The sequence below is a fragment of the Frigidibacter sp. MR17.14 genome (assembly GCF_037095735.1).
GTDB lineage: Bacteria > Pseudomonadota > Alphaproteobacteria > Rhodobacterales > Rhodobacteraceae > Frigidibacter.
The window spans coordinates 242533-263676 of record NZ_JBAWKD010000002.1 but is presented as its reverse complement, the minus strand read 5'-3'; the positions used below and the strand labels follow the sequence as shown (position 1 = coordinate 263676).

Below are 21144 nucleotides of genomic sequence, written 5' to 3'. Positions count from 1 at the left end.
CCCATGACCCGCCAAAGCTACATCTTCACCTCCGAGTCCGTCTCGGAAGGTCACCCCGACAAGGTCTGCGACCGGATCTCGGATGCCGTCCTCGATGCCTTCCTGGCCGAGGAACCCAATGCCCGCGTCGCCTGCGAGACCTTCGCGACCACCAACCAGGTCGTCGTCGGCGGCGAGGTCGGCCTGTCCGACAAGGGCCGGCTTGCCGAGTTCATGGGCAAGATCGACGGCATCGTGCGCGCCTGCGTCAAGGACATCGGCTATGAACAGGACGCCTTCCACTGGAACACGCTGCAGGTCCTGAACCTGCTGCACCCGCAGTCCGCCCATATCGCGCAAGGCGTGGACAAGGACGGTGCCGGCGACCAGGGCATCATGTTCGGCTATGCCTGCCAGGAAACGCCCGAGCTGATGCCGGCGCCGATCCATTACAGCCACGCGATCCTCAAGCGGCTGGCAGAGGCCCGCAAATCCGGTGCCGAACCGACGCTGGGCCCCGATGCCAAGTCGCAGCTGTCGCTGCGCTATGAAAACGGTGTGCCGGTCGGCGTGACCCAGCTGGTCCTCTCGACCCAGCACCATGACGCGTCGCAGACCTCGGCCGACATCCGCGCGATCGTCGAGCCCTATATCCGCGAGGTCCTGCCCGAGGGCTGGCTGACCGAGGCCACCGAATGGTGGGTCAACCCGACGGGCACTTTCGTCATCGGCGGCCCGGATGGGGATGCCGGCCTGACCGGCCGCAAGATTATCGTCGACACCTACGGCGGGGCTGCCCCGCATGGCGGCGGCGCCTTCTCGGGCAAGGATCCGACCAAGGTCGACCGCTCGGCCGCCTATGCCGCGCGCTACCTCGCGAAGAACGTGGTCGCCTCGGGCATGGCCAAGCGCTGCACGATCCAGCTGGCCTATGCGATCGGCGTGGCGAAGCCGCTGGCGATCTATGCCGACACCTACGGCACCGGCGAGGTCCCCGAGGCCGAGATCGAGCGCGCCGTCGCCCAGGCGATGGACCTGACGCCCCGCGGCATCCGCGAGCATCTGCAGCTGAACCGCCCGATCTACCAGCGCACCGCGGCCTACGGCCACTTCGGCCGCCAGCCCGACAATGACGGCGGCTTCTCGTGGGAGAAGACCGACCTCGCCGAAGCGCTGAAGAAGGCGGTCTGACCATGGCGAAGACCGATGTCTCGGGACTGACGCAGCTCGGTGCGAACGTCGGTCTTCCCGCCTCGCCGGAAGAGGCGGTGCTTGAACGGGTGCCGGCCTCGCATCCGGGCGCGAACTACTGCGTGCGCTTCACCGCGCCCGAGTTCACCTCGCTCTGCCCGCTGACCGGGCAGCCCGACTTCGCGCATCTGATGATCGACTACATCCCCGGCGACTGGCTGGTGGAGAGCAAGTCGCTGAAGCTCTACCTCGGCTCCTTCCGCAATCACGGCGCCTTCCACGAGACCTGTTCGGTCGAGATCGCGAAGACGCTGGTTGCGCTGCTGGACCCGGTCTGGCTGCGGATCGGCGCCTATTGGTATCCGCGCGGCGGCATCCCGATCGACGTCTTCTGGCAGACCGGCGTCCCGCCCGAGGGCGCCTGGATCCCCGAGCAGGGCGTCCCGCCCTACCGCGGCCGCGGCTGAGCCCGGGGCCGAGCGCACGGCCCCGTCTGCGAACCGGTCTGCAGTCTGGTCTGCGGTCGCACAAAAGATGCGCGGGGCGAAAGGTCAGCCCCCCGATCTTTTTCGACTCGCCGCCGGCTGCTATCCCCGGAATGCGGCAAGGGCCGCGTGTTGTTCCAAGCACATTGTACCGAAGATTTGAGCCGATCCCCGGCGGGCTGCCCCATTCCGGGCTGCCGGTGCCGCGCGCGATTGCCCCAGCGGGCCCCGTTCTGCCTCCTTCGCCCTGCCTGCGAAGGCCGTTGACCTGCGCCCGAGCGGTCGTGCCCGGCCCCTCGCCGGGGATCCACATTCCCTGTGTTTTCGCCATATCCGCGCCCGCGGGCCGGGCTTTCGCAGCCACGGGCTTGACCCGGTGCGCTCGGGCGGACTAGAGGCCCCGGATCCTTCCGCTCCGAGGCCTTTGCGCATGACCGAACAGACCGACGACGACCGCAAACTGCCGGGGATCCCGGTGGGCAAGTCTTCCGTCTCGGCCGAGGGCGAGTGGCGCAACTTCTACGGCCGGCGGGCCGGCAAGACCCTGCGCGACAGCCAGCGCGGCTATCTCGAGGACGATCTCGAACACCTGCGCCCGCGCGGCATCACCCGCGAGGAAAACCCCGAGCGGCTGCCGTTCGACCCCGCGGCCTTCTTCGGCGACGACCGCCCGGTCTGGGTCGAGGTCGGCTTCGGCGGCGGCGAGCATCTGGTGCACATGGCCGCGCTGAACCCGCAGGTGGGCATCATCGGCTGCGAGCCCTTCATCAACGGCGTGGCGATGCTGCTGGGCAAGATCCGCGCCGCCGGGGTCACGAACCTTGCCGTGCATCCGGGCGACGCGCGCGACCTTCTGGACGTGCTGCCCGCGGGGGGGGTGGCGAAGGCCTTCCTGAACTACCCCGACCCCTGGCCGAAGCGCCGCCACCACCGCCGCCGCTTCGTGACGCCCGAGCACCTGCTGCCGCTGCACCGCGCGATGGCCCCGGGGGCCGAGTTCCGGGTCGCGACCGACATCCCCGACTACATGCGCCAGACGCTGGAAGAGGTGCCTGAGGCCGGTTTCCGGCTGACCGCGCATTCCGGCACCGCCTGGGACGACTGGATCTCGACCCGCTACGAGCAAAAGGCCCTGCGCGAGGGGCGGGTGCCGGACTACGCCACGTTCCAGAAGGTCTGAGACTCGGGCCCGGCGCGACGCTGCCGGGCGATGCCCAGCCCATGCGCGCGTCATCGCCGTCATGCCGACCGGACCGGGAGGCGTCCGGGTTCCGACCCGCTGCGATGTCTCTGTCCCGAGGCCGCCGCCCGGAACGGCCCCGGCGCGGGGCCGCGAGGACGCGGAGCAGGGCGCGGGCGGCGGCCTTCAGGCGCGTTGCGCCGGCATGGTGCCATCGCGGCGGCGACCTTCCGACATCGCCACCGGCGCCAACCCGCATAAGCGCCGGCGGCCGCGTGGTCGCGCCTCCCGTGGCTATGGCCGCCCGTCAGGCGCGGGGCACGCCTTTCGGGCGCATGAAGCGCTTCTGCGCGGCGATGCGGAACGGCGCGTTGGGCGCGCCATAGCCGTCATAGCCGCCGCGGCGCTGGACGATCTCGAAGAAGAAGCCGTTGCCGAAGGGCCGCGAGTACAGCTGCAGGAAGGCGCCCTGCGCATCCTCGTCGTACAGGATGTTCGCCGCCCGCATCCGGTCGAGGTCTTCGGGCGCGATTTCGAACCGCGCGGCGAGGTCGTCGTAGTAGTTGCCCGGGATAGGGAGCGAGGCGAACCCTCGCGCCGCCATCGCCGCCGCCGTCGCGAAAAGGTCGTCGGTGGCGAAGGCCATGTGCTGGACCGGGGCGCCGAAGCTTTCGCCAAGGAAGGTGCCCGCCAGCGTGCGATGCGTCTCGGCCCCGTTCAGGGTGATGCGGAACTGCCCGTCGGGCGTGCGCAGCGCCTGGCTGCGCACCAGCCCGTCGGGGTCGATCACGTCGACCATCGGCGTGCGGGCCATGTCGAACAGCGTCGTGTAGAACAGCGACCAGCTCAGCATCGCCTCGTAGGACATGGTCTGCGCGAGGTGGTCGATCCGGGTGAGACCGGTGCCCGCGGGCCCCGCGCCCGGTGCGCCGAACTCCTGCGACCAGACCTTCTCGCGCCCCTCTCCCTCGTCGAGGAAATGCAGGACCGAGCCGCCAAGGCCGCGGATCGCCGGGATCTCGAATTGGCCCGGCACCAGCGGCTGGGCGAAGGGTTCCGACCCCAGCGCCACGGCGCGCGCGGCGGTGTCGCGGGCCGAGGCGACGCCAAGTCCCACGTCGCAGACCGAAGTGCCGTGCATGTTGTAGGCCGAGGCCGCGAAATCGCCGGCCTGCGCGTTCAGCACGATGCGGATGCCGCCCTGCTGCCAGAGCGAGACCTCCTTGGCGATGTGGTGGCCGGTCTCTTCGAAGCCCATCGAGGACAGCGTGGCGCGCAGTTCCTCTGCTTCGTCGGCGCGGGTGGCGAATTCGACGAATTCGGTGCCCAGCACCGGGGCAGGGGCGGGCATCGGCGCCAGGTCGACCAGCGCGCCGGGTTCTGTGCGGCGCACCTCGTCCATCAGTGCCACCAGCGAGCGGTGACCGTCCTTGGCGGTCGAGCGCGCGTTGCGGCCGCGGAACTGGTCGTTGAAGATCTCGAGGCTGATCGGCCCGGTGTAGCCCGCCGCCGCCACGGCGCGGGTGAAGGCCAGCACATCGAGATCGCCCTCGCCGGGCATGTTGCGGAAGTGGCGCGAGAGATAGAGCAGGTCCATCTCGATCTTCGGCGCGTCCGCCAGCTGGACGAAGAAGATCTTGTCGCCGGGGATGCGCCGGATCGTCTCGGGGTCGATGCCGCGCGCCAGCGTGTGGAAACTGTCGAGGATGACGCCGATGTTCGGATGATCGGCGCGGCGCACGATCTCCCAGGCGTCGCGGTGGTCGTTGACATGGCGGCCCCAGGCCAGCGCCTCAAAGCCTACGCGGATGCCCTTCGCCGCGGCGCGTTCGCCCAGCTCGCGGAAGTCGTCGGCGGCGCGGTCGATGCCGCCGAGCGCGGCCGGGTGGCAGGACGAACAGAACAGGACAAGGTCGGTGCCCAGCTCGTTCATCAGGTCGAACTTGCGCTCGGCCCGGTCGAAGGCCTTGGCGCGCAGCGCGCCGGTCAGGCCCTCGAAGTCGCGGAAAGGCTGGAACAGCGTGATGTCGAGCCCGGCGTCGCGGATCCGGCGGCCCACGTCGCGCGGGCTGCCCTCATCGGCGATGAAATCGGCCTCGAAGATCTCGATCCCGTCGAAACCGGCGGCGGCGATGGCGTCGAGCTTCTCGGGCAGGGTGCCGGAAATCGAGACGGTGGCGATCGAGGTCTTCATGCGGCCCGTGCCTCCTCTGCGCGCAGCGACCGGCGCAGCGCGTCGCGGTCGAGGTCGAGGCCCGAGAACAGCGTCCAGGCGTGGACGCCCTGCCAGAAGAACAGCTCCCATCCCGACAGGATGGCAAGCCCCTCGGCCCGGGCATCGGCCAGGAACTGGGTGTGCTCGGGCGTGTAGACCGCGTCGAAGGCCCAGCCCGCGCCGGCAAGTGCGGCGCGGGGCACCGGCGTGCCCTCGTAGCCGACCATGCCGACGGGCGTGCAGTTGATCACGCCCTCGGCGCCGGCGACGGCCCCGGCCGCGTCGGCATGGCAGGTGACAGTCACGCCGGGGGCGGCGGCACGCAGATCGCGCGCCAGCGCCTCGGCCCGGGCGGGGTCGCGGTCGACCAGCCGCAGTTCGGTGCATTCGAGCCCCAGCAGCCCGAAGGCCACGGCGCGGCCGACACCGCCGGTGCCGATCATCGCGACCACGCCCGGCCGCGTCTCGCCGCGCAGGCCGCGATAGGCGGCCATGAAGCCGGAATGGTCGGTGTTGAAGCCGCGCGGGCCGTCGGCCTCGAAGATCACGGTGTTCACCGCGCCCATCGCCGCGACCAGCGGGTCGTCGATGCGCACCACCGCGGCAGCCTTCTCCTTGTAGGGATAGGTCACGTTGGTGCCGCGATAGCCCTCGGCCGGCAGCGCGGCCAGGATCTCGTCCCAGCTGCGCCCCATCTGCAGCGGGACGAGGCGGTCGTAGGTCACCGCGATCCCGTTCTGCTCGCCGGCGATCTGATGCAGCCGCGGCGAGCGCGAGGCGGCGATGTTGTCGCCGATCAGGCCGAGCTTGAGTTGGGCGGTCATGCGGTCTCTCCGAGAAGGCGTTTCTTGGCGCGCGCCCAGGCCGGGGTCTGCGACACGAAGACGAGGATCACGGCGACGAACAGCGTCAGCGACAGCGGGCTCGACAGGATGCCCATGAAGAAGCGGCCCATGTCCTCGCGTTCCGAGATGATCGCCCGGCGCCAGTTGTCGTCAAGCAGGCGCGACAGGATCACGCCCAGGATCACCGGGCCCAGCGGATAGCCGTAGTGGCGCATGAAGTAGCCGAAGACCCCGAAGCCGATCATCCAGTAGACGTCGGTGAGCGAGTTGTTGACGGCGTAGGCGCCGACGATCGACAGCAGCAGGATGCCCGGGATCAGGATCGGGCGCGGCAGTTGCACGATCTTGGTGAAGACCTTCACGCCAGTCAGGCCGAAGATCAGCATGAAGACGTTCGCCACCACCAGCGCGCCGACGATGAACCAGAACATGTGCGGCTGGTCGATCATCAGCATCGGGCCGGGGTTCAGGCCGTGGATGTAGAGCGCGCCGATCATGATCGCGGTCACCGCGTCGCCGGGGATGCCCAGCGTCATCATCGGGATGAAGGCCCCGCCGACCGCGGCGTTGTTGGCGCTTTCGGGGGCCACGAGCCCTTCCATCGCGCCCTTGCCGAAGGGCACTTCGGGCTTCTTGGTCACGCGCTTGGCATGGTCGTAGGCCATCAGCGCCGCGATGTCGCCGCCGGTGCCGGGCAGGGCGCCGATGATCACGCCGATCGTCGAGGTCTGCAAGGCCAGCGGCATGTGCTTCCTCACCGCACCCAGCGAGGGGACGATGCGGCTCAGCTTCTGGCGCACGGCGGTCTTGTCGATGTCATGCAGCTGCAGCAGCGCCTCGGACACGCCGAACATGCCGATCATCACCGCGATGAACGAGATGCCGGAGTCCAGCTGTGGCAGGTCGAAGGTGAAGCGCTGGGTGAAGGTCAGCGGGTCGCGGCCGACCGCGCCCAGCGCGATGCCGAGCGCGCCGGCGAAGATGCCCTTGACCAGCGAGCCGGTCGAGAGCGAGCCGACCAGCAGGATGCCCAGCGCGGCCAGCAGCATGTAGTCGCGCGGCTGGAAGGCCAGCGCGAATTTCGACACCCAGGGGGCGGCCAGCGCCAGCACGAGGATGCCGATGCCGCCACCGATGAAGCTCATCACGCAGGTGACGCCGATCGCCTCTCCGGCCTCGCCGCGCTGGGCCATCGGATAGCCGTCGAGCGCGGTGGCGATCGCCGAGGGCGCGCCGGGGATGTTCAGCAGGATCGCGGTGCGCGAGCCGCCGTAGACGCCGCCCATGTAGATGCCGATCATCAGCGCGATCGCCGGGTTCACGTCCCAGGAGAAGGTGAACGAGATCAGGATCGACACGGCCATCGACACCGACAGGCCGGGAATGGCGCCGACGTATATGCCGGCGAAGGTGCCCACGCCCACCAGCAGGAACAGCTGGGGATCGGTCAGCACCGTGAGGAAGGCCCAGAACGCGTCCATGTCAGGCGGCTCCGTGGAAGAGGTTGCGGAAGAACTGGATCATCTCGGCCTCGGGCACGATGCCGGCGGGCATCAGCACCGAGAAGATGATGCGGAACACGAACCACACGATGAACAGCGTCACCAGCGAGCCGGTCACCGCCCACAGCAGGCTGCGCCGCGACAGGATCTTGACCGCCGCGATCATGAAGATCGCCGAGGTCGGCAGGAAGCCCAGCGGCTCGAGCGCGATGGAGTAGAGCACCAGCAGCAGGGTGACGATCATCACCGCCGGCGGGAAGATGTCCTTGGCGATCGTCTCGGTGGTCACGCGCGGCAGCGGCAGGGTGCGGACCAGCACGATCAGCACCGTGATCAGCATGATCGCGCTGGTGGCCATCGGGATCACGCCGGGCGAGGACAGCGCCTCGAAGCCCGAGATGCCATAGGCCTCCCAAAGCAGCACGCCCGAGAAGGCGGCCAGCAGCAGGGTGAAGACCAGCTCTCCCGGGCGGCGGCGGCCTTCGTAACCGCCCGGAGCCGCGTCCGAGTGGCCGTCGTGATGTTCGTTGTCGATCGTGGTCATGGTCGTTCCCCCAGGGGCCGTGCCCTGCCGCGCCGGCGGCGGTCTCGGTCCGCTCCAAAGAAAAGGGCGCCGCCTCTCCTGCGAGATCGTCGGCGCCCGGGATCGGCCGGCCCCGCGCGGAGGCCGGTCAGGTCAGGGTCAGGGCTTGGCGATCCCGAACTTCTCGGGCGAGGCCTTGGTCAGGCCCGCGTCCTGCAGCAGCCAGGCGGTCGAGGACTGCCAGCCGTCAAGGAACTTCTGCGCCTCGTCGCCCGAGAGCGACAGCATCGAGAAGCCGCGCGCATCCATCAACTGGACGAAGTCGGGGTTCTTCGCGCCCTCGGCATAGGCGGCCTGCAGCTTGGCCACCACGTCGTCCGGCGTGCCCTTCTTGACGAAGACGCCGAAGAACGGGCCCCAGGGCAGGTACTTGCTGTAGCCCTCGTTGAAGCTGGTCACCGCCGGGACCTCCGGCAGTTTCTCGTTCGGCTTCACGTCGAAGATCGCCAGCGGCTTCATGGTGCCGGCGCGGATGCCCTCGATCGAGGCGCCCAGAACCGCGGGCATCACGTCGATCGCCCCGCCCTGCAGCGCGGTCAGCGCCGGGCCGTCGCCGTCATAGGGCACCGAGATCACGTCGAGCTTGCCCTCGACGGTGTTCATCATCGCGGTGACGACCGAGGGCAGGCCGCCCGGGCCGGTGGCGCCCAGGCGCAGCTCGCCCGGGTTTTCGTGGATGTACTTCACCATGCCGGCGTAGTCGTCGAAGGGCGCGTCCTTGTTCGCGACCAGGATCGGCGTGCCGCGGGCGAGGATGCTGATCGGGGTGAAGTCGCTGTAGTCCTTGTCGCCCAGGCCCATGACCTTGTAGAGCAGCGGGTTCTCCGCGCCCATCAGCAGGCTGTAGCCGTCGGCCTTGCCGTTGGCGACCTGGTTCAGCGCGATCGCGCCGACGCCGCCGGTGACGTTCTGCATGACGACGGTGCCGCCCAGAACCTTTTCGGCATGCGGCGTCACCGAGCGCATGACCGTATCGGTCGAGCCGCCGGCCCCCCACTGGATGATCCCTTGGATCTCTTTCGTCGGATAGTCGGCCGCCTGTGCCGCCGTCACTCCGATCACGAATGCCGAAACGGCGCCGAGAAACGCGTGTTTCATCGTCAGTCCTCCCGTATGTCCTCGAAACGCGCCCCCCGGCGCGTCCTTCCCTGACCCAGATCTCGGCTGGAACGCTCGTAACGTCAAATATAAATTCTTCTTGGTGCGTAACGTTGAGTTAATTTGGCGTCGGCCGTCGCAGACGGTCACCGGACCAGTGTGTCCCGGCCTCGGCCAGCTCCCTGCGGAATTGGCGGATGGTGAATTCCGCGAAATTCGACAGGACGCGACCCTTCTTGGTGACCACGTAGATCTTCACATAGGCCTCTTCGCGCAGCGGGCGGCGCACGAGGCCGGGCATGTAGACCTCGGCCACCGAGAACTCGTCGATCAGCGCGACGCCCAGTCCGTGCCGCACCAGGCTGACGAGGGTCTGCGCGAAGCGGCCGCGCATCGAGTGGCGCGGGGCGATGCCGGCATCGCGGAAGGCCTCGCTGATCTGCCGGCCGTAGGGATCGCCGGGGTCGATGCCGATCAGCCGCTCGGTCGTAAGGTCGTGGACCGAAACCGTCTCTTGCGCCGCAAGGCGATGCCCTTCGGGCAGGATCGCGACGATGCGGCCCTGCGCCAGCTCCTCGTTCTCGATCCCGGGGTTCGGGACGCTCGAGCTCATGATCACGAACTCGCCGCGCTCGAGCATCAGGTAGTCCAGCGTCTCCTCGATCTTCAGGATGTTGAGGTCGAGGAACAGGTCGGGATAGCGGTCGCGCACGGTGCGGATCACCCGTGCGGCGATGAACTGCGCGACCGAGGGCGCCGAGGCGAAGGCAAGCTCGACCCCCTTGCCCTCGTTCAGCGCGGTCAGCGAGCGCTGCAGGTTCTCGACCCCCTTGTAGACCTCGCGCAGCTGTTCGAAGAACGCGCCCGCCTCGACCGCGGGAATGAAAAGCCCGCCGCGCCGCTCGAACAGGCGTATGCCGAGCGATTCCTCTGTATGCTTGATCAGTCGGCTGACGCCGGGGGCCGAGACCCCAAGCTGTTCGGCCGCGCCATTGATCGTTCCGCGCAGCATGACGGCGCGGATGACCTCGATCTGGCGGAACGTGACTTCGCGCATGATGGACTGTCCTCCCTCGCGACCAGTTAACGTCAGGTTACGTATTTCGACAATATTGTAATTGACGTTAACGGCAGTGCCCCGGATGGTCGCCGCGGACGGAGGGGGCAGCAATGAGTGACGCATTGGCGGATGTCGTGGTGATCGGCGCCGGGGCCGGGGGACTGGCGGCGGCGGTCAGTGCCGCCCATCACGGGGCCTCGGTGATCGTGCTGGAACGGGCCGCGGTCGTCGGCGGCACCACCGCCTGGTCGGGCGGCTGGATCTGGGCCCCGCGCAACCCCGTGGCGATCCGCGCCGGCATCGTCGAAGACCCGGCGGCGCCCCGCGACTACCTGCGCGCCGTGCTCGGCAACCGCTATCGCGCCGAGCGGGCCGAGGCCTTCCTTGCCGCCGCGCCCGAGATGGTGGCCTTCTTCGAAGAGAACACAGCGCTGGTCTTCGACGGCGGGTTGAAGATCCCCGACACCTATGGCCAGCAGCCGGGGGCGGGGATGGGCGGACGCTCGGTCATCGCGCGGGCCTATGACGCGCGCGGCCTTGGCCCGGCGCTGATGCTGCTGCGCCCGCCGGTGCGCGAGACCACCTTCTGGGGCATGACCATCCAGTCCGGCGACGACCTGCGCGCCTTCATGACCATGACCCGCTCGCTGGCCTCTTTCACCCACGCGACGCGCCGGGTCCTGCGCCACCTGCGCGACCTCTTGCGTCACGGGCGGGGGATGGACCTGCGCAACGGCAACGCGCTTGCGGCGCGGCTCTTGCGCAGCTGTCTCGACCTTGGCGTGCGGATCCGCACCGGGGAGACGACCGAGGCGCTGATCGTCGAGAACGGCCGGGTCGCCGGCGTCCGGCTGGCCGGGGGCGAAACGATCCGCGCGACCCGTGGCGTGGTGCTGGCCTGCGGCGGCTATCCGCGCGACGCCGCGCGCCGGGAAGCGTCTTTCCCCCGCGATGCCGAGCACCAGACGCTGGCCGTGGAAACCGCGCAGGGCGACGGGCTTCGGCTGGCCGAGGACGCGGGGGCGGCGGTCGACACCGACCTTGCGCAGCCCGCGGCCATGTGCCCGGTGTCGATGGTGCGCTGGCCCGACGGACGCGTTGCGCCCTTCCCGCACATCATCGACCGCGGCAAGCCCGGGGTGATTGGCGTGCTCGCCTCGGGCGCGCGCTTCTGCAACGAGGGGCTGGGCTACCACGACTATGTCGAGGCGATGCTGCGCGCGATCCCCGAGGGCGCGCCGACGCGGTCCTGGCTGGTCTGCGACCACCGCTTCCTGCGCCGCTTCGGCCTTGGCATCGTGCGCCCGACGCCGGTGCCCTGGCAGCCGTGGGCCAAGCGCGGCTACCTGAAAACCGCGGCCACGATCCCCGATCTGGCGCGCGCCTGCGGGATCGACCCGGGTGGGCTGCAGGCCACCGTCACTGCCTGGAACGACGGCGCCGCGCGCGGCGAGGACCCGGTCTTCGGGCGCGGCACCACCGCCTACATGCGCCTGCAGGGCGACCCGGAACAGCAGCCGAACCCCAATGTCGCCCCGATCCTGAAGCCGCCGTTCCACGCGGTCGAGGTCGTGCCGGGCGGCTTCGGCACCTTCGCAGGCATCGCCGCCGACGGCCGCGCGCGCGCGCTGCGCGCCGATGGCACGCCGGTGCCGGGCCTCTACGCCGTGGGCTCGGACGCCGCGAGCCCCTTCGCCGGCTTCTACCCCGCCGGCGGCATTAACCTTGGCCCGGCGCTGACCTTCGGCTTCGTCGCCGGCCGCGACCTTGCAAGGACCACGCCCGAATGACGCCGCTTTCGCTTGCCCATCTCACCGCCATCGACCTGCCGCCGCCGGCACTGATCGAGGCCGCCGCGCGGGCGGGGTTCCAGTCGGTCGGCCTGCGGCTGGTGCGGGTGACGGCAGAGAGCCCCGGCTATCCGTTGATGGAGGATGCGGGCGCGATGCGCGCCACCCGCGCCGCGCTGGCCGCGACCGGGATCACCGTCTCGGACATCGAATTCCTGAAGATCACGCCCGAGACCGAGGTCGCGGCGCTGCTGCCCGTGCTCGACGCCGGGGCCGCACTGGACGCGGCGCAGGTGATCACCGCGCCCTACGATCCCGACCTGTCGCGGCTGTCGGACCGGCTGGCGGCGCTGTCGGACGCGGCGGCCGAGCGGGGCCTTGGAACGGTGCTGGAATTCTTCCCCTGGACCTCTGTCCCCGACCTCGACACCTGCCTGCGCGTCGTCGAGGCCGCGGGGCCACGGATGGGGATGCTGGTCGACAGCCTGCATTTCGACCGCTCCGGCTCCAGCCTCGCGCGGCTGGCCGCCGTCGACCCCGCGCGTCTGCCCTTCGCGCATCTCTGCGACGCGCCCGTCGCGCCGCCCTACACGACCGAGCAGCTTCTGTTCACCGCGCGCGAGGGCCGGCAGATCCCCGGCGAGGGGCAGATCGACCTGCTGTCCTTCCTGCGCGCGCTGCCCCGCGGACTGCCACTCGGGCTCGAGGTGCCGGGGCTGCCCGGCTATGCCGCCGCCGACCCGCTGCCCGCCCTGACCCGGCTGGTCACGCAGACCCGCGCCCTGCTGGCGCAGGTCTGAGGCCGGCGCGCGTCCGCTGCGCCCGGAAGGCGGTCGCCGACGCAGTCCGGCGGGCCGCTGGCGTCGATCCCGCGGAAAGGCGCGTCGCGGCACTGCGGCGCCGCTAGAGCCGGTCGGGCTGTCCCTGCGCGGCCTCGGTCAGCGCCTGCAGGAAGCCCGCCTGTTCCGCGTTCAGCCCGGTCTGGTCGCGCAGCGAAACGCCCACGGGCGGGCCCAGCAGCGGCTCGGGCATCGGCAGGGCGGCGAGCGTGCCCGCGGCCAGCTCTTCGGCCACCACCCCGCGCGAGATGATCCAGACCGCATCCGAATCTCGCACCACCTGCCGCCCGAAGGCCAGCGAGACCGTTTCGAACGCCGGCTGCGGCAGGGCGATGCCGCGCCCGTGCAGGAAGGCGCGCACCGTGGTCGCGATCAGCGCGCCGGGCGGCGGCAGCACCAGCATCTGCGCGCCAAGCTCGGCCATCGGATCGGGGGCGGCCAGCAGCGGATGACCGGCACGGACCACGGCCACGATCTGCTCGGAATAGAGCTGGCGGAAGGACAGCCCCTCGAGCGCGTTGGGCATCCGCCCCACGATCATGTCGAGCGCTCCCTCGCGCAGCTGCGAGATCAGCAGCCAGTTCGGCCCGGTCGAAACCCGCAGCAGGCAGTCGGGCCGCGTTTTGCGGAACGCCAGCGCCGCGCGCGGGACAAGGCCCGTCGCCGCCGTGGGCAGGGTGCCCACCACCAGCCGGCTGCGCGCGCGCGGCGCCTCGCGCGCAAGGTCCTGCGCCCGGCCCAGCGCGGTCATCGCCGCCCCGCAATGCTGCTGGAAGATCTGCCCCGGCGGGGTCAGCGCCAGCCGTCGGCCCTGCTTTTCATACAGGGTGACGCCAAGGATCCCCTCCAGCTCGTGCAGCGTCTTCGACACGGCGGGCTGCGAGACATGCAGCGCCTCGGCCGCGGCCGAGACCGAGCCCAGCCGGGCGGTTTCCAGAAAGCACTGCAGATGGCGCAGGCGCAGGCGCGGATCGAACATCCATAACCCCGAGGTGATGGTATTTTCCGAAACTTATAATTTTCGCCACGAAAGATCCATGCGATTGAAGGGGCAGGGAGGATGACGATGCCATTCACGACCACCGATGGCCGGGTGCTGAACCTGTGCGACACCGGGCCGCGCGACGGCCGGGTGGTGATCTTCGCCAATTCTCTGGGCACCGACCTGAGGGTCTGGGACGCGCTCCTGCCGCATCTGCCGGCGGGGCTGCGGCTGATTCGCTACGACAAGCGCGGCCACGGGCTCAGCGACGCGGGGGCGGGGCCGGGCGAGATGGCGCGGCTCGTCTCGGATGCCGAAGAGATCTGCGACGGGCTCGGCCTGACGCGCGTCACCTTCGTGGGCCTGTCGATCGGCGGGCTGATCGGGCAGGGGCTGGCCGCGCGCCGCCCCGATCTGGTGCAGGCGCTCGTGCTGATGGACACCGCCGCGAAGATCGGCACGCCCGAGATGTGGCAGGCCCGGATCGATGCGGTGCGCACGGGCGGCATCGCCTCGATCGCCGAGGCGATCCTCGCACGCTGGTTCGCGCCCGCCTTCCGCGATGACAACCCCGCGGCCTTCGCGCTCTGGCGCAACATGCTGATCCGCACGCCGGCCGAGGGCTATGCCAGCGCCTGCGAGGCGATCGCCGGCGCCGACCTGACCGAAAGCACCCGGGCACTGCGCCTGCCGGTGCTGGCGATGGCGGGCGATGCCGACGGCTCGACCCCGCCCGACCTCGTGCGCGCGACCGCCGCGCTCTGCGGCGCCGAATTCCACCTCGTGCCCGGCGCCGGCCATCTGCCCTGCGTGGAACGGCCCGCCGAGGTCGCCGCGCTCATCACCGCTTTCCTTGGGAGGACCACCCCGTGACCACCACCCGCTACGACACCGGCATGGCCGTGCGCCGTTCGGTCCTGGGCGACGCACATGTCGACCGGGCCGAGGCGCAGAAGACGCCCTTCGACACCCCGTTCCAGAGCCTGATCACCGAAAGCGCCTGGGGCACGGTCTGGGCCTCTGACGCGATCAGCAAGCGCGAACGCTCGATGCTGACGCTGGCGCTCTTGGCCGCGACCGGCAATTTCGAAGAGATCCCGATGCATATCCGCGCCACCGCGCGGACCGGGGCCAGCAAGCAGGACGTGCTGGAAGCCTTCCAGCATGTCGCGATCTACGCGGGCGTGCCGCGGGCCAACCACGCGCTGAAGCTCGCCAAGCAGACCTATGCCGAGATGGAGGAGACCGACAATGGCTGAGCTGGCAGATCTGGGGCCGCTGATCCCGCGCAACCGCGAGATGCATCCCGACGCCTTCGACCCGGGCTACAAGACCAGCGTCACCCGCTCGCCGCACTGGCCGCTGCTGTCGCTGGAATCGGGCCCGTCAGAGGAAACCGGCCCGACCTTCGGTCATTCGAAATTCGGCGCGCTCGACAACAACCTGATCCTGAACTGGTCCAAGGGCGCGGCGCCCGCGATCGGCGAGCGGATCCTGATGCATGGCCGGGTCATCGACGAGACCGGCCGCGCCGTCCCGAACACGCTGGTCGAGATCTGGCAGGCGAACGCCGGCGGCCGCTACCGTCACAAGAAGGACGGCTACCTTGCGCCCCTGGACCCGAACTTCGGCGGCTGCGGGAGGACGCTGACCGACGAACAGGGCCGCTACCAGTTCCTGACCGTGCGTCCCGGCGCCTATCCCTGGCCGAACCGCGGCAACGACTGGCGCCCGATGCACATCCACGTCTCGGTCTTCGGCCACAGCTTCGGCCAGCGCCTGATCACCCAGATGTATTTCGAGGGCGATCCGCTGATCGACCGCTGCCCGATCGCGGCGACGATCAAGAACCGCGCGCAGCTCGACGGGCTGGTGGCGCCGCTCGACATGGCGATGTCGCGCCCGCTCGACTTCCTTGCCTACAAGTTCGACATCGTCCTGCGCGGCCGCCGCCAGACGATGTTCGAGAACAAGCTCGAAGGGATGTGAGCCATGGTCCAGAAACTCGACATCTTCCCGGAAAGCGCCTCGCAGACCGCCGGGCCCTACGTCCATATCGGCCTGATGCCCACCTATGCCGGCAACGCCGGCGCCTATGAGCACGAGATCGGCGAAAGCCCGATCAACGAGGGCGCGGTGGGCGAGATCATCGAGATCACCGGCGAGGTGATCGACGGCACCGGCTGGACCCTGCGCGACGCGCTGCTGGAAAGCTGGCAGCCCGACGCCAAGGGCATCTTCCCCGGCCAGCCCGGCGCCGACCCCAAGGTCTCCGGCCATTGCCGCTTCGCCGCCGATGCCGAAAGCGGGCGCTACACGCTGCGCACGGTCAAGCCGGGGCCGGTGACGGGCCGCGGCGGCCAGCGCTTCGCCCCGCACATCAGCCTGTGGATCGTCGCGCGCGGCATCAACATCGGGCTGCAGACCCGGATCTATTTCGAGGACGAGGACAACTCGAAGGACCCGCTGCTGGCCCGGATCGAGCAGCGCCCGCGCGTGCAGACCCTGATCGCGAAGAAGACCGGCCCCGGCCGGTACCGCTTCGACATCCGCCTGCAGGGCGAGGGCGAGACGGTCTTCCTCGACATCTGATCTGCCATCGCCAGACTGACCACCGGGGGCGGCATCCCGTGCCGCCCCTGCGCCATGCGAGGGACCCAATGGGCACGACCGCCTTCGACCACCCTTGGCTTTCGGGCCTGTTCACCGACCCCGAGACCGCGGCGATCCTGTCGCCCGACCGGCAGATGGCCCATATGCTGGCCTTCGAGGCGGCCTGGTCGCGCGCGCTGGGCGCCACGGGGCGGGTGCCCGCGGCGCTGGCGGAGCAGGTGGCCGGCATCGTCGACACCGCGCCCATCGATCTTGACGACATCGCCGCCGGCATGGCCACCGACGGCGTGCCGATCCCGCGGCTGGTGGCGCAGCTGACGGCGCTGCTGCCACAGGGCGGCGGCGCGGCGCTGCACAAGGGGGCAACCTCGCAGGACGTGGTCGACACCGCGCTGGTGCTGGCGCTGCGCGACCTCTCCGACCTGTTCGACGCGCGCCTTACCGCGCTGGTCGCGACGCTGAGGGGCCTCGAAGACCGCTTCGGCGATGCTCCCCTGATGGGCCGCACCCGGATGCAGGCGGCCGAGCGCATGACCGTGCGCGACCGGCTGCTGCCCTGGCGGCTGCCGCTCGAGGGCCATCGCGCGCGGCTTGCCGCGCTGCGCCCGGCGGTCGAGCGGGTGCAGATCGGCGGCGCCTCGGGTGACCGCCGGGCGCTGGGCGCCGACGCCGATGCGGTCGTGGCCCATGTCGCGCAGGCGCTGGGATTGCAGCCGACGGCGAAGGCCTGGCACGCCATGCGCGAGGGGGTCGCCGATTACGCGGGCTGGCTGTCGCTGGTCTCGGGCAGCCTCGGCAAGATCGGGCAGGACGTGGCGCTGATGGCCCAGCAGGGCATCGGCGAGATCGCGATGTCGGGCGGCGGCGGCTCCTCGGCGATGCCGCACAAGCAGAACCCGGTCGCGGCGGAACTGCTGGTGACGCTCGCGCGGTTCAACGCGGTCCAGGTCTCGGCCATCCATCACGCGCTGGTGCATGAACAGGAGCGCTCGGGCGCGGCCTGGGCGCTGGAATGGCTGGTGCTGCCGCAGATGGCGCTGGCCACGGGGCGCGCGCTGGCCACGGCGCAGGACATGCTCGCCCGCGTGACCCGGATCGGGGACGCCGACTAGCGGGCCAGGGGCCATGCACGCCAAGCCGCAGACCGCAGGGGAACCCCTGCCGCGACGGCTTCCCGGGGGCGGGGCCGTCCGTTCCGGCAACCACGGGACCAAGTGCCGCCCGATCCCTCCATTGTCTCGCGTCACGCGGGCGGCCTCTCTGCCCCCGGGGGGCAGTGACGGTCGGAACGATCCTGTGCCCGATCCCCTGACCGGCAACCGCGCACCTAGAGCACCCGCCGCAGCCCGGCCTGCACCCTCAGCAACTCGGGCAGGTATTGCTCGACCAGCACCCCGGCCGTGACCTGCGTCGCGGCCATGCCCGAGTTCAGCGCCGCCACCACCCGCCCGCGCGCGTCCAGAAGCGGCACCGCGATCGAGCGCAGGCCGATCTCGATCTCCTGATCGATCAGCGCATAGCCCTGCGCGCGCACAAGGTCGATCTCGGCCAGAATCTCGTCGGGCGCGGTCTTCGAGAAGGCGGTGCGCGGGGTCAGGTCCGCCGCCTCGATGATCGCCGCCGCCTGCGCGCGCGGCAGCCCCGCCAGCAGCACCCGCCCCATCGAGGTGCAATGCGCCGGCAGCCGCGAGCCGGGCAAGAGCCCGATCGACATCACCCGCCGCTGCGCCGCCCGGGCCAGATAGACGATCTCGGCCCCGTCGAGGATCGAGACCGAGCAGCTCTGCCCGATGGTGTCCGACAGCTGGTCGAGCCAGGGCTGCACCATCTGTGCCAGCGGCAGCGCCGCCAGCGCCCCCATCCCCAGCCGCAGCACGCGGGGCGTCAGGGTGAAGAACTTGCCGTCATATTCGGCATAGCCCTCGTGATGCAGGGTCAGCAGGCAGCGCCGGGCGGTGGCGCGGTCGAGCCCGGTGCGCTCGGCGGCCTCGGCGATCGACAGCCGGGGGTGGTCGGCCCCGAAGGCCTCGATCACCCGCAGCCCCTTCGCCAGCGAGGCGATGATATCGGTTTTGTTCAACATGCGCACGAATTTGCGCGAAGCTTGAACAAAGATCAACATGCGCACGAAACGCTGGATCGACTCCGTGCCCGGGCGTATCCCGCGGGGCAGGAGGACTGCCACATGGACAAGAGACTGACCTCCCCGGCCGAAGCGGTTGCGGGGATCAAGGACGGCGCGGTGGTGATGATCGGCGGGTTCGGCGGCTCCGGCGCGCCGATCGAGCTGATCCACGCCCTGATCGACCAGGGCGCCAAGGACCTGACCGTCATCAACAACAACGCGGGCAACGGCCACGTCGGCATCGCCGCGCTGATCGAACAGAAGCGGGTCGCGAAGATGATCTGCTCGTTCCCGCGCTCTGCCGATCCGGTGGTCTTCACCGAGGCCTATCTGGCCGGTCAGATCGAGCTGGAACTGGTGCCGCAGGGCACGCTGGCAGAACGCATCCGCGCCGGCGGGGCGGGCATCCCCGCCTTCTATACGCCGACTTCCTTCGGCACGGACCTTGCCAAGGGCAAGCCGGTCGAGGTCTTCGAGGGGCGACCTTACGTGCAGGAACGCTGGCTGAAGGCGGATTTCGCGCTGATCAAGGCCGAAGCGGCCGATCCGCACGGCAACCTGACCTACCGGATGGCGGCGCGGAACTTCAACCCGATCATGGCCATGGCCGCGACGACGACCATCGTGCAGGCCAGCCGCATCGTGCCTCTGGGCGGGATCGACCCCGAACAGGTGGTGACGCCGGGCATCTTCGTCGACCATGTCGTCGAGGTGGCAAAGCCCGCGCAGGAAGAGGAACTCAACCGGGCGGGAGCCGTCTACCCATGAGCGACGTGATCGACATCGAAGCCATCAAGCTTTCGAACGCCCAGATCGCCTGGCGCGCGGCGCAGGACATCGAGGATGGCGCCTATGTCAACCTCGGCATCGGCTTCCCGGAAATGGTCGCCAAGTTCCAGCCGAAGGGCAAGCAGGCGATCTTCCATACCGAAAACGGCGTGCTCGACTTCGGCGAGGCGCCTGCGAAGGGCGAAGAGGACTGGGACTGCATCAACGCCGGCAAGAAGGCGATCACGATCAAGCCCGGCACCGCCTTTTTCCACCATGCCGACAGCTTCGCGATGGTGCGCGGCGGCCATCTCGACGTGGCGATCCTCGGTGCCTACCAGGTCGCGCAGAACGGTGATCTGGCCAACTGGTCGACCGGCAAGGGCGGTGTCCCGGCCGTCGGCGGCGCGATGGACCTCGTGCACGGTGCCAAGCGGGTGGCGGTGCTGACCGACCACTGCACCAAGAAGGGCGAGCCGAAGCTGCTGGCCGCCTGCACCATGCCGCTGACCGGCGTCGGTTGCGTGACGCGCATCTACACCTCGCTCGCCGTGGTCGACGTGGTGGATGGCGGCTTCGTGCTGCGCGAGAAGATCCCGGCGATCACGCTCGAGGCGCTGCAGGCCGTGACCGGCGCGCCACTGGGGACCGAGGGCCCAGTGGGCGAGCTGATCTGCCCGGAGGAATTGAAGTGACCGAAGTCTATATCTGCGACTACATCCGCACCCCGATCGGGCGTTACGCCGGGGGCCTCTCGCCGGTGCGCGCCGACGATCTGGGCGCGGTGCCGCTGAAGGCGCTGATGGCGCGCCACAACCTCGACTGGGCCGACCTCGACGAGGTGATCTACGGCTGCGCCAATCAGGCGGGCGAAGACAACCGCAACGTCGCGCGGATGTCGCTGCTGCTGGCCGGGCTGCCCGAGACGGTGCCGGGCACCACGATGAACCGGCTCTGCGGCTCGGGCATGGACGCGGTGATCACCGCCGCCCGCGCGATCAAGGCGGGCGAGATCGACTTCGCCATTGCCGGGGGCGTCGAGTCGATGTCGCGTGCGCCCTTCGTGATGCCCAAGGCCGAAAGCGCCTTCTCGCGCTCGACCGAGGTGCATGACACGACCATCGGCTGGCGCTTCGTCAACCGGCTGATGAAGGCGCAATACGGCGTCGATTCGATGCCCGAGACCGCCGAGAACGTGGCCGAGGACTTCCATGTCAGCCGCGAGGATCAGGACGCCTTCGCGCTTCGGTCCCAGCAGAAGGCCGCCGCCGCGCAGGCCAATGGTCGGCTCGCGCAAGAGATCGCGCCGGTCGAGATCCCGAGCCGCAAGGGCGACCCGGTGGTGATCTCGGCCGACGAGCATCCCCGCGCGACGACCCTCGAGGCGCTGCAGAAGCTCAAGGGCTTCGTGAAACCCGGCGGCACGATCACCGCCGGGAACGCGTCTGGCGTGAACGACGGGGCGGCGGCGCTGATCCTCGCCTCGGCCGAGGCCGCCAAGCGCCACGGGCTGACGCCGATCGCCCGCGTGCTGGGCGGCGCCACCGCCGGCGTCGCGCCGCGGATCATGGGTTTCGGGCCCGCGCCCGCGTCGAAGAAGCTGATGGCACGGCTGGGCCTGACCCAGCAGGACTTCGCGGTGATCGAGCTGAACGAGGCCTTTGCCAGCCAAGGCCTCGCCACGCTGCGCGACCTCGGCATCGCCGATGACGACCCGCGGGTGAACCCGAACGGCGGCGCCATCGCGCTTGGCCATCCGCTGGGCATGTCGGGCGCGCGCATCACCGGCACCGCGGCGCTGGAGCTGAAGCCGGGCCAGAAGTCGCTCAGCACCATGTGCATCGGCGTGGGGCAGGGCATCGCCATCGCGCTGGAGGCGGTCTGAGCGC

The 21144-nt window shown here is 69.9% G+C and carries 21 protein-coding genes; 13 read left to right on the top strand and 8 right to left on the bottom strand.

Annotated elements, in window-relative coordinates:
* The first annotated feature begins 3 nt into the window (after positions 1 to 3).
* The 3 genes from metK (at position 4) to trmB (ending at position 2835) form a co-directional block, all read left to right on the top strand.
* The gene (metK, locus tag V8J36_RS06405) at positions 4 to 1170 is read left to right on the top strand and encodes a methionine adenosyltransferase (protein WP_336466446.1); all 1167 of its coding nucleotides are present in this window, start codon (positions 4 to 6) and stop codon (positions 1168 to 1170) included.
* Positions 1171 to 1172: 2 nt separating this feature from the next.
* A complete protein-coding gene (gene queF, locus V8J36_RS06400) occupies positions 1173 to 1637 on the top strand; it encodes a preQ(1) synthase (protein WP_336466445.1) in 465 nt (154 codons plus the stop codon).
* A gap of 448 nt (positions 1638 to 2085) precedes the next feature.
* On the top strand, positions 2086 to 2835 hold the full coding sequence (trmB, locus tag V8J36_RS06395) for a tRNA (guanine(46)-N(7))-methyltransferase TrmB (RefSeq protein WP_336466444.1): 750 nt from the start codon (positions 2086 to 2088) through the stop codon (positions 2833 to 2835).
* Between the two features lie 307 nt (positions 2836 to 3142).
* Here the strand turns inward: trmB and V8J36_RS06390 are convergent, their stop codons facing one another.
* The 6 genes from V8J36_RS06390 to V8J36_RS06365 form a co-directional block, all read right to left on the bottom strand.
* Entirely contained in the window at positions 3143 to 5029 is a 1887-nt protein-coding gene (locus V8J36_RS06390) for a bifunctional sugar phosphate isomerase/epimerase/4-hydroxyphenylpyruvate dioxygenase family protein (RefSeq protein ID WP_336466443.1), read from the bottom strand.
* Positions 5026 to 5874, bottom strand: a complete 849-nt coding sequence (locus V8J36_RS06385; protein WP_336466442.1) for a shikimate dehydrogenase family protein — start codon at positions 5872 to 5874, stop codon at positions 5026 to 5028. Before V8J36_RS06385 ends, V8J36_RS06390 begins: the two co-directional genes overlap by 4 nt.
* Positions 5871 to 7376, bottom strand: coding sequence for a tripartite tricarboxylate transporter permease (locus tag V8J36_RS06380; protein WP_336466441.1), 1506 nt, complete (start codon positions 7374 to 7376; stop codon positions 5871 to 5873). The genes V8J36_RS06385 and V8J36_RS06380 overlap by 4 nt, the downstream gene beginning before the upstream one ends.
* A gap of 1 nt (position 7377) precedes the next feature.
* Positions 7378 to 7941: a tripartite tricarboxylate transporter TctB family protein gene (locus V8J36_RS06375; RefSeq protein ID WP_336466440.1), complete on the bottom strand. Its 564-nt coding sequence runs from the start codon at positions 7939 to 7941 to the stop codon at positions 7378 to 7380.
* A 138-nt stretch (positions 7942 to 8079) separates the two neighbouring features.
* Positions 8080 to 9078, bottom strand: a complete 999-nt coding sequence (locus tag V8J36_RS06370; protein WP_336466439.1) for a Bug family tripartite tricarboxylate transporter substrate binding protein — start codon at positions 9076 to 9078, stop codon at positions 8080 to 8082.
* Positions 9079 to 9196: 118 nt separating this feature from the next.
* Positions 9197 to 10135, bottom strand: a complete 939-nt coding sequence (locus V8J36_RS06365) for a LysR family transcriptional regulator (protein WP_336466438.1) — start codon at positions 10133 to 10135, stop codon at positions 9197 to 9199.
* Positions 10136 to 10248: 113 nt separating this feature from the next.
* Between V8J36_RS06365 and V8J36_RS06360 the strand changes: the two genes are divergently transcribed.
* Positions 10249 to 11928 carry an FAD-dependent oxidoreductase gene (locus V8J36_RS06360; protein ID WP_336466437.1) on the top strand — a complete coding sequence of 560 codons (1680 nt, stop codon included), beginning with the start codon at positions 10249 to 10251 and terminating at the stop codon, positions 11926 to 11928.
* Positions 11925 to 12728, top strand: a complete 804-nt coding sequence (locus tag V8J36_RS06355) for a sugar phosphate isomerase/epimerase family protein (RefSeq protein WP_336466436.1) — start codon at positions 11925 to 11927, stop codon at positions 12726 to 12728. The genes V8J36_RS06360 and V8J36_RS06355 overlap by 4 nt, the downstream gene beginning before the upstream one ends.
* Positions 12729 to 12831: 103 nt before the next feature.
* Here V8J36_RS06355 and pcaQ read toward each other — a convergent pair whose 3' ends face one another.
* Positions 12832 to 13746, bottom strand: coding sequence for a pca operon transcription factor PcaQ (pcaQ, locus tag V8J36_RS06350; RefSeq protein WP_336466435.1), 915 nt, complete (start codon positions 13744 to 13746; stop codon positions 12832 to 12834).
* Between the two features lie 87 nt (positions 13747 to 13833).
* Between pcaQ and pcaD the strand changes: the two genes are divergently transcribed.
* The 5 genes from pcaD to V8J36_RS06325 all read left to right on the top strand — a co-directional run bounded on the left by pcaD (position 13834) and on the right by V8J36_RS06325 (position 17474).
* The gene (gene pcaD, locus V8J36_RS06345; RefSeq protein WP_336466434.1) at positions 13834 to 14622 is read left to right on the top strand and encodes a 3-oxoadipate enol-lactonase; all 789 of its coding nucleotides are present in this window, start codon (positions 13834 to 13836) and stop codon (positions 14620 to 14622) included.
* Complete coding sequence (gene pcaC, locus V8J36_RS06340) at positions 14619 to 15008, top strand: 4-carboxymuconolactone decarboxylase (protein WP_336466433.1); 390 nt, start codon at positions 14619 to 14621, stop codon at positions 15006 to 15008. Before pcaD ends, pcaC begins: the two co-directional genes overlap by 4 nt.
* On the top strand, positions 15001 to 15738 hold the full coding sequence (gene pcaH, locus V8J36_RS06335; RefSeq protein WP_336466432.1) for a protocatechuate 3,4-dioxygenase subunit beta: 738 nt from the start codon (positions 15001 to 15003) through the stop codon (positions 15736 to 15738). Before pcaC ends, pcaH begins: the two co-directional genes overlap by 8 nt.
* A gap of 3 nt (positions 15739 to 15741) precedes the next feature.
* Entirely contained in the window at positions 15742 to 16341 is a 600-nt protein-coding gene (gene pcaG / locus V8J36_RS06330; RefSeq protein ID WP_336466431.1) for a protocatechuate 3,4-dioxygenase subunit alpha, read from the top strand.
* 68 nt (positions 16342 to 16409) lie between these two features.
* Positions 16410 to 17474 carry a 3-carboxy-cis,cis-muconate cycloisomerase gene (locus V8J36_RS06325; RefSeq protein ID WP_336466430.1) on the top strand — a complete coding sequence of 355 codons (1065 nt, stop codon included), beginning with the start codon at positions 16410 to 16412 and terminating at the stop codon, positions 17472 to 17474.
* Positions 17475 to 17689: 215 nt separating this feature from the next.
* On the opposite strand, the gene V8J36_RS06320 is transcribed toward V8J36_RS06325, so the two are convergent.
* Entirely contained in the window at positions 17690 to 18445 is a 756-nt protein-coding gene (locus V8J36_RS06320) for an IclR family transcriptional regulator domain-containing protein (protein ID WP_336466429.1), read from the bottom strand.
* Positions 18446 to 18547: 102 nt separating this feature from the next.
* Here V8J36_RS06320 and V8J36_RS06315 point away from each other — a divergent pair, with 102 nt between their 5' ends.
* Genes V8J36_RS06315 through pcaF form a run of 3 tightly spaced genes read left to right on the top strand, consistent with a single transcriptional unit; the run spans position 18548 to position 21140 of the window.
* Positions 18548 to 19255: a 3-oxoacid CoA-transferase subunit A gene (locus tag V8J36_RS06315; RefSeq protein ID WP_336466428.1), complete on the top strand. Its 708-nt coding sequence runs from the start codon at positions 18548 to 18550 to the stop codon at positions 19253 to 19255.
* Positions 19252 to 19950 carry a 3-oxoacid CoA-transferase subunit B gene (locus tag V8J36_RS06310; protein ID WP_336466427.1) on the top strand — a complete coding sequence of 233 codons (699 nt, stop codon included), beginning with the start codon at positions 19252 to 19254 and terminating at the stop codon, positions 19948 to 19950. Before V8J36_RS06315 ends, V8J36_RS06310 begins: the two co-directional genes overlap by 4 nt.
* The gene (gene pcaF / locus V8J36_RS06305) at positions 19947 to 21140 is read left to right on the top strand and encodes a 3-oxoadipyl-CoA thiolase (protein WP_336466426.1); all 1194 of its coding nucleotides are present in this window, start codon (positions 19947 to 19949) and stop codon (positions 21138 to 21140) included. Before V8J36_RS06310 ends, pcaF begins: the two co-directional genes overlap by 4 nt.
* The last annotated feature ends 4 nt before the right edge of the window (positions 21141 to 21144 follow it).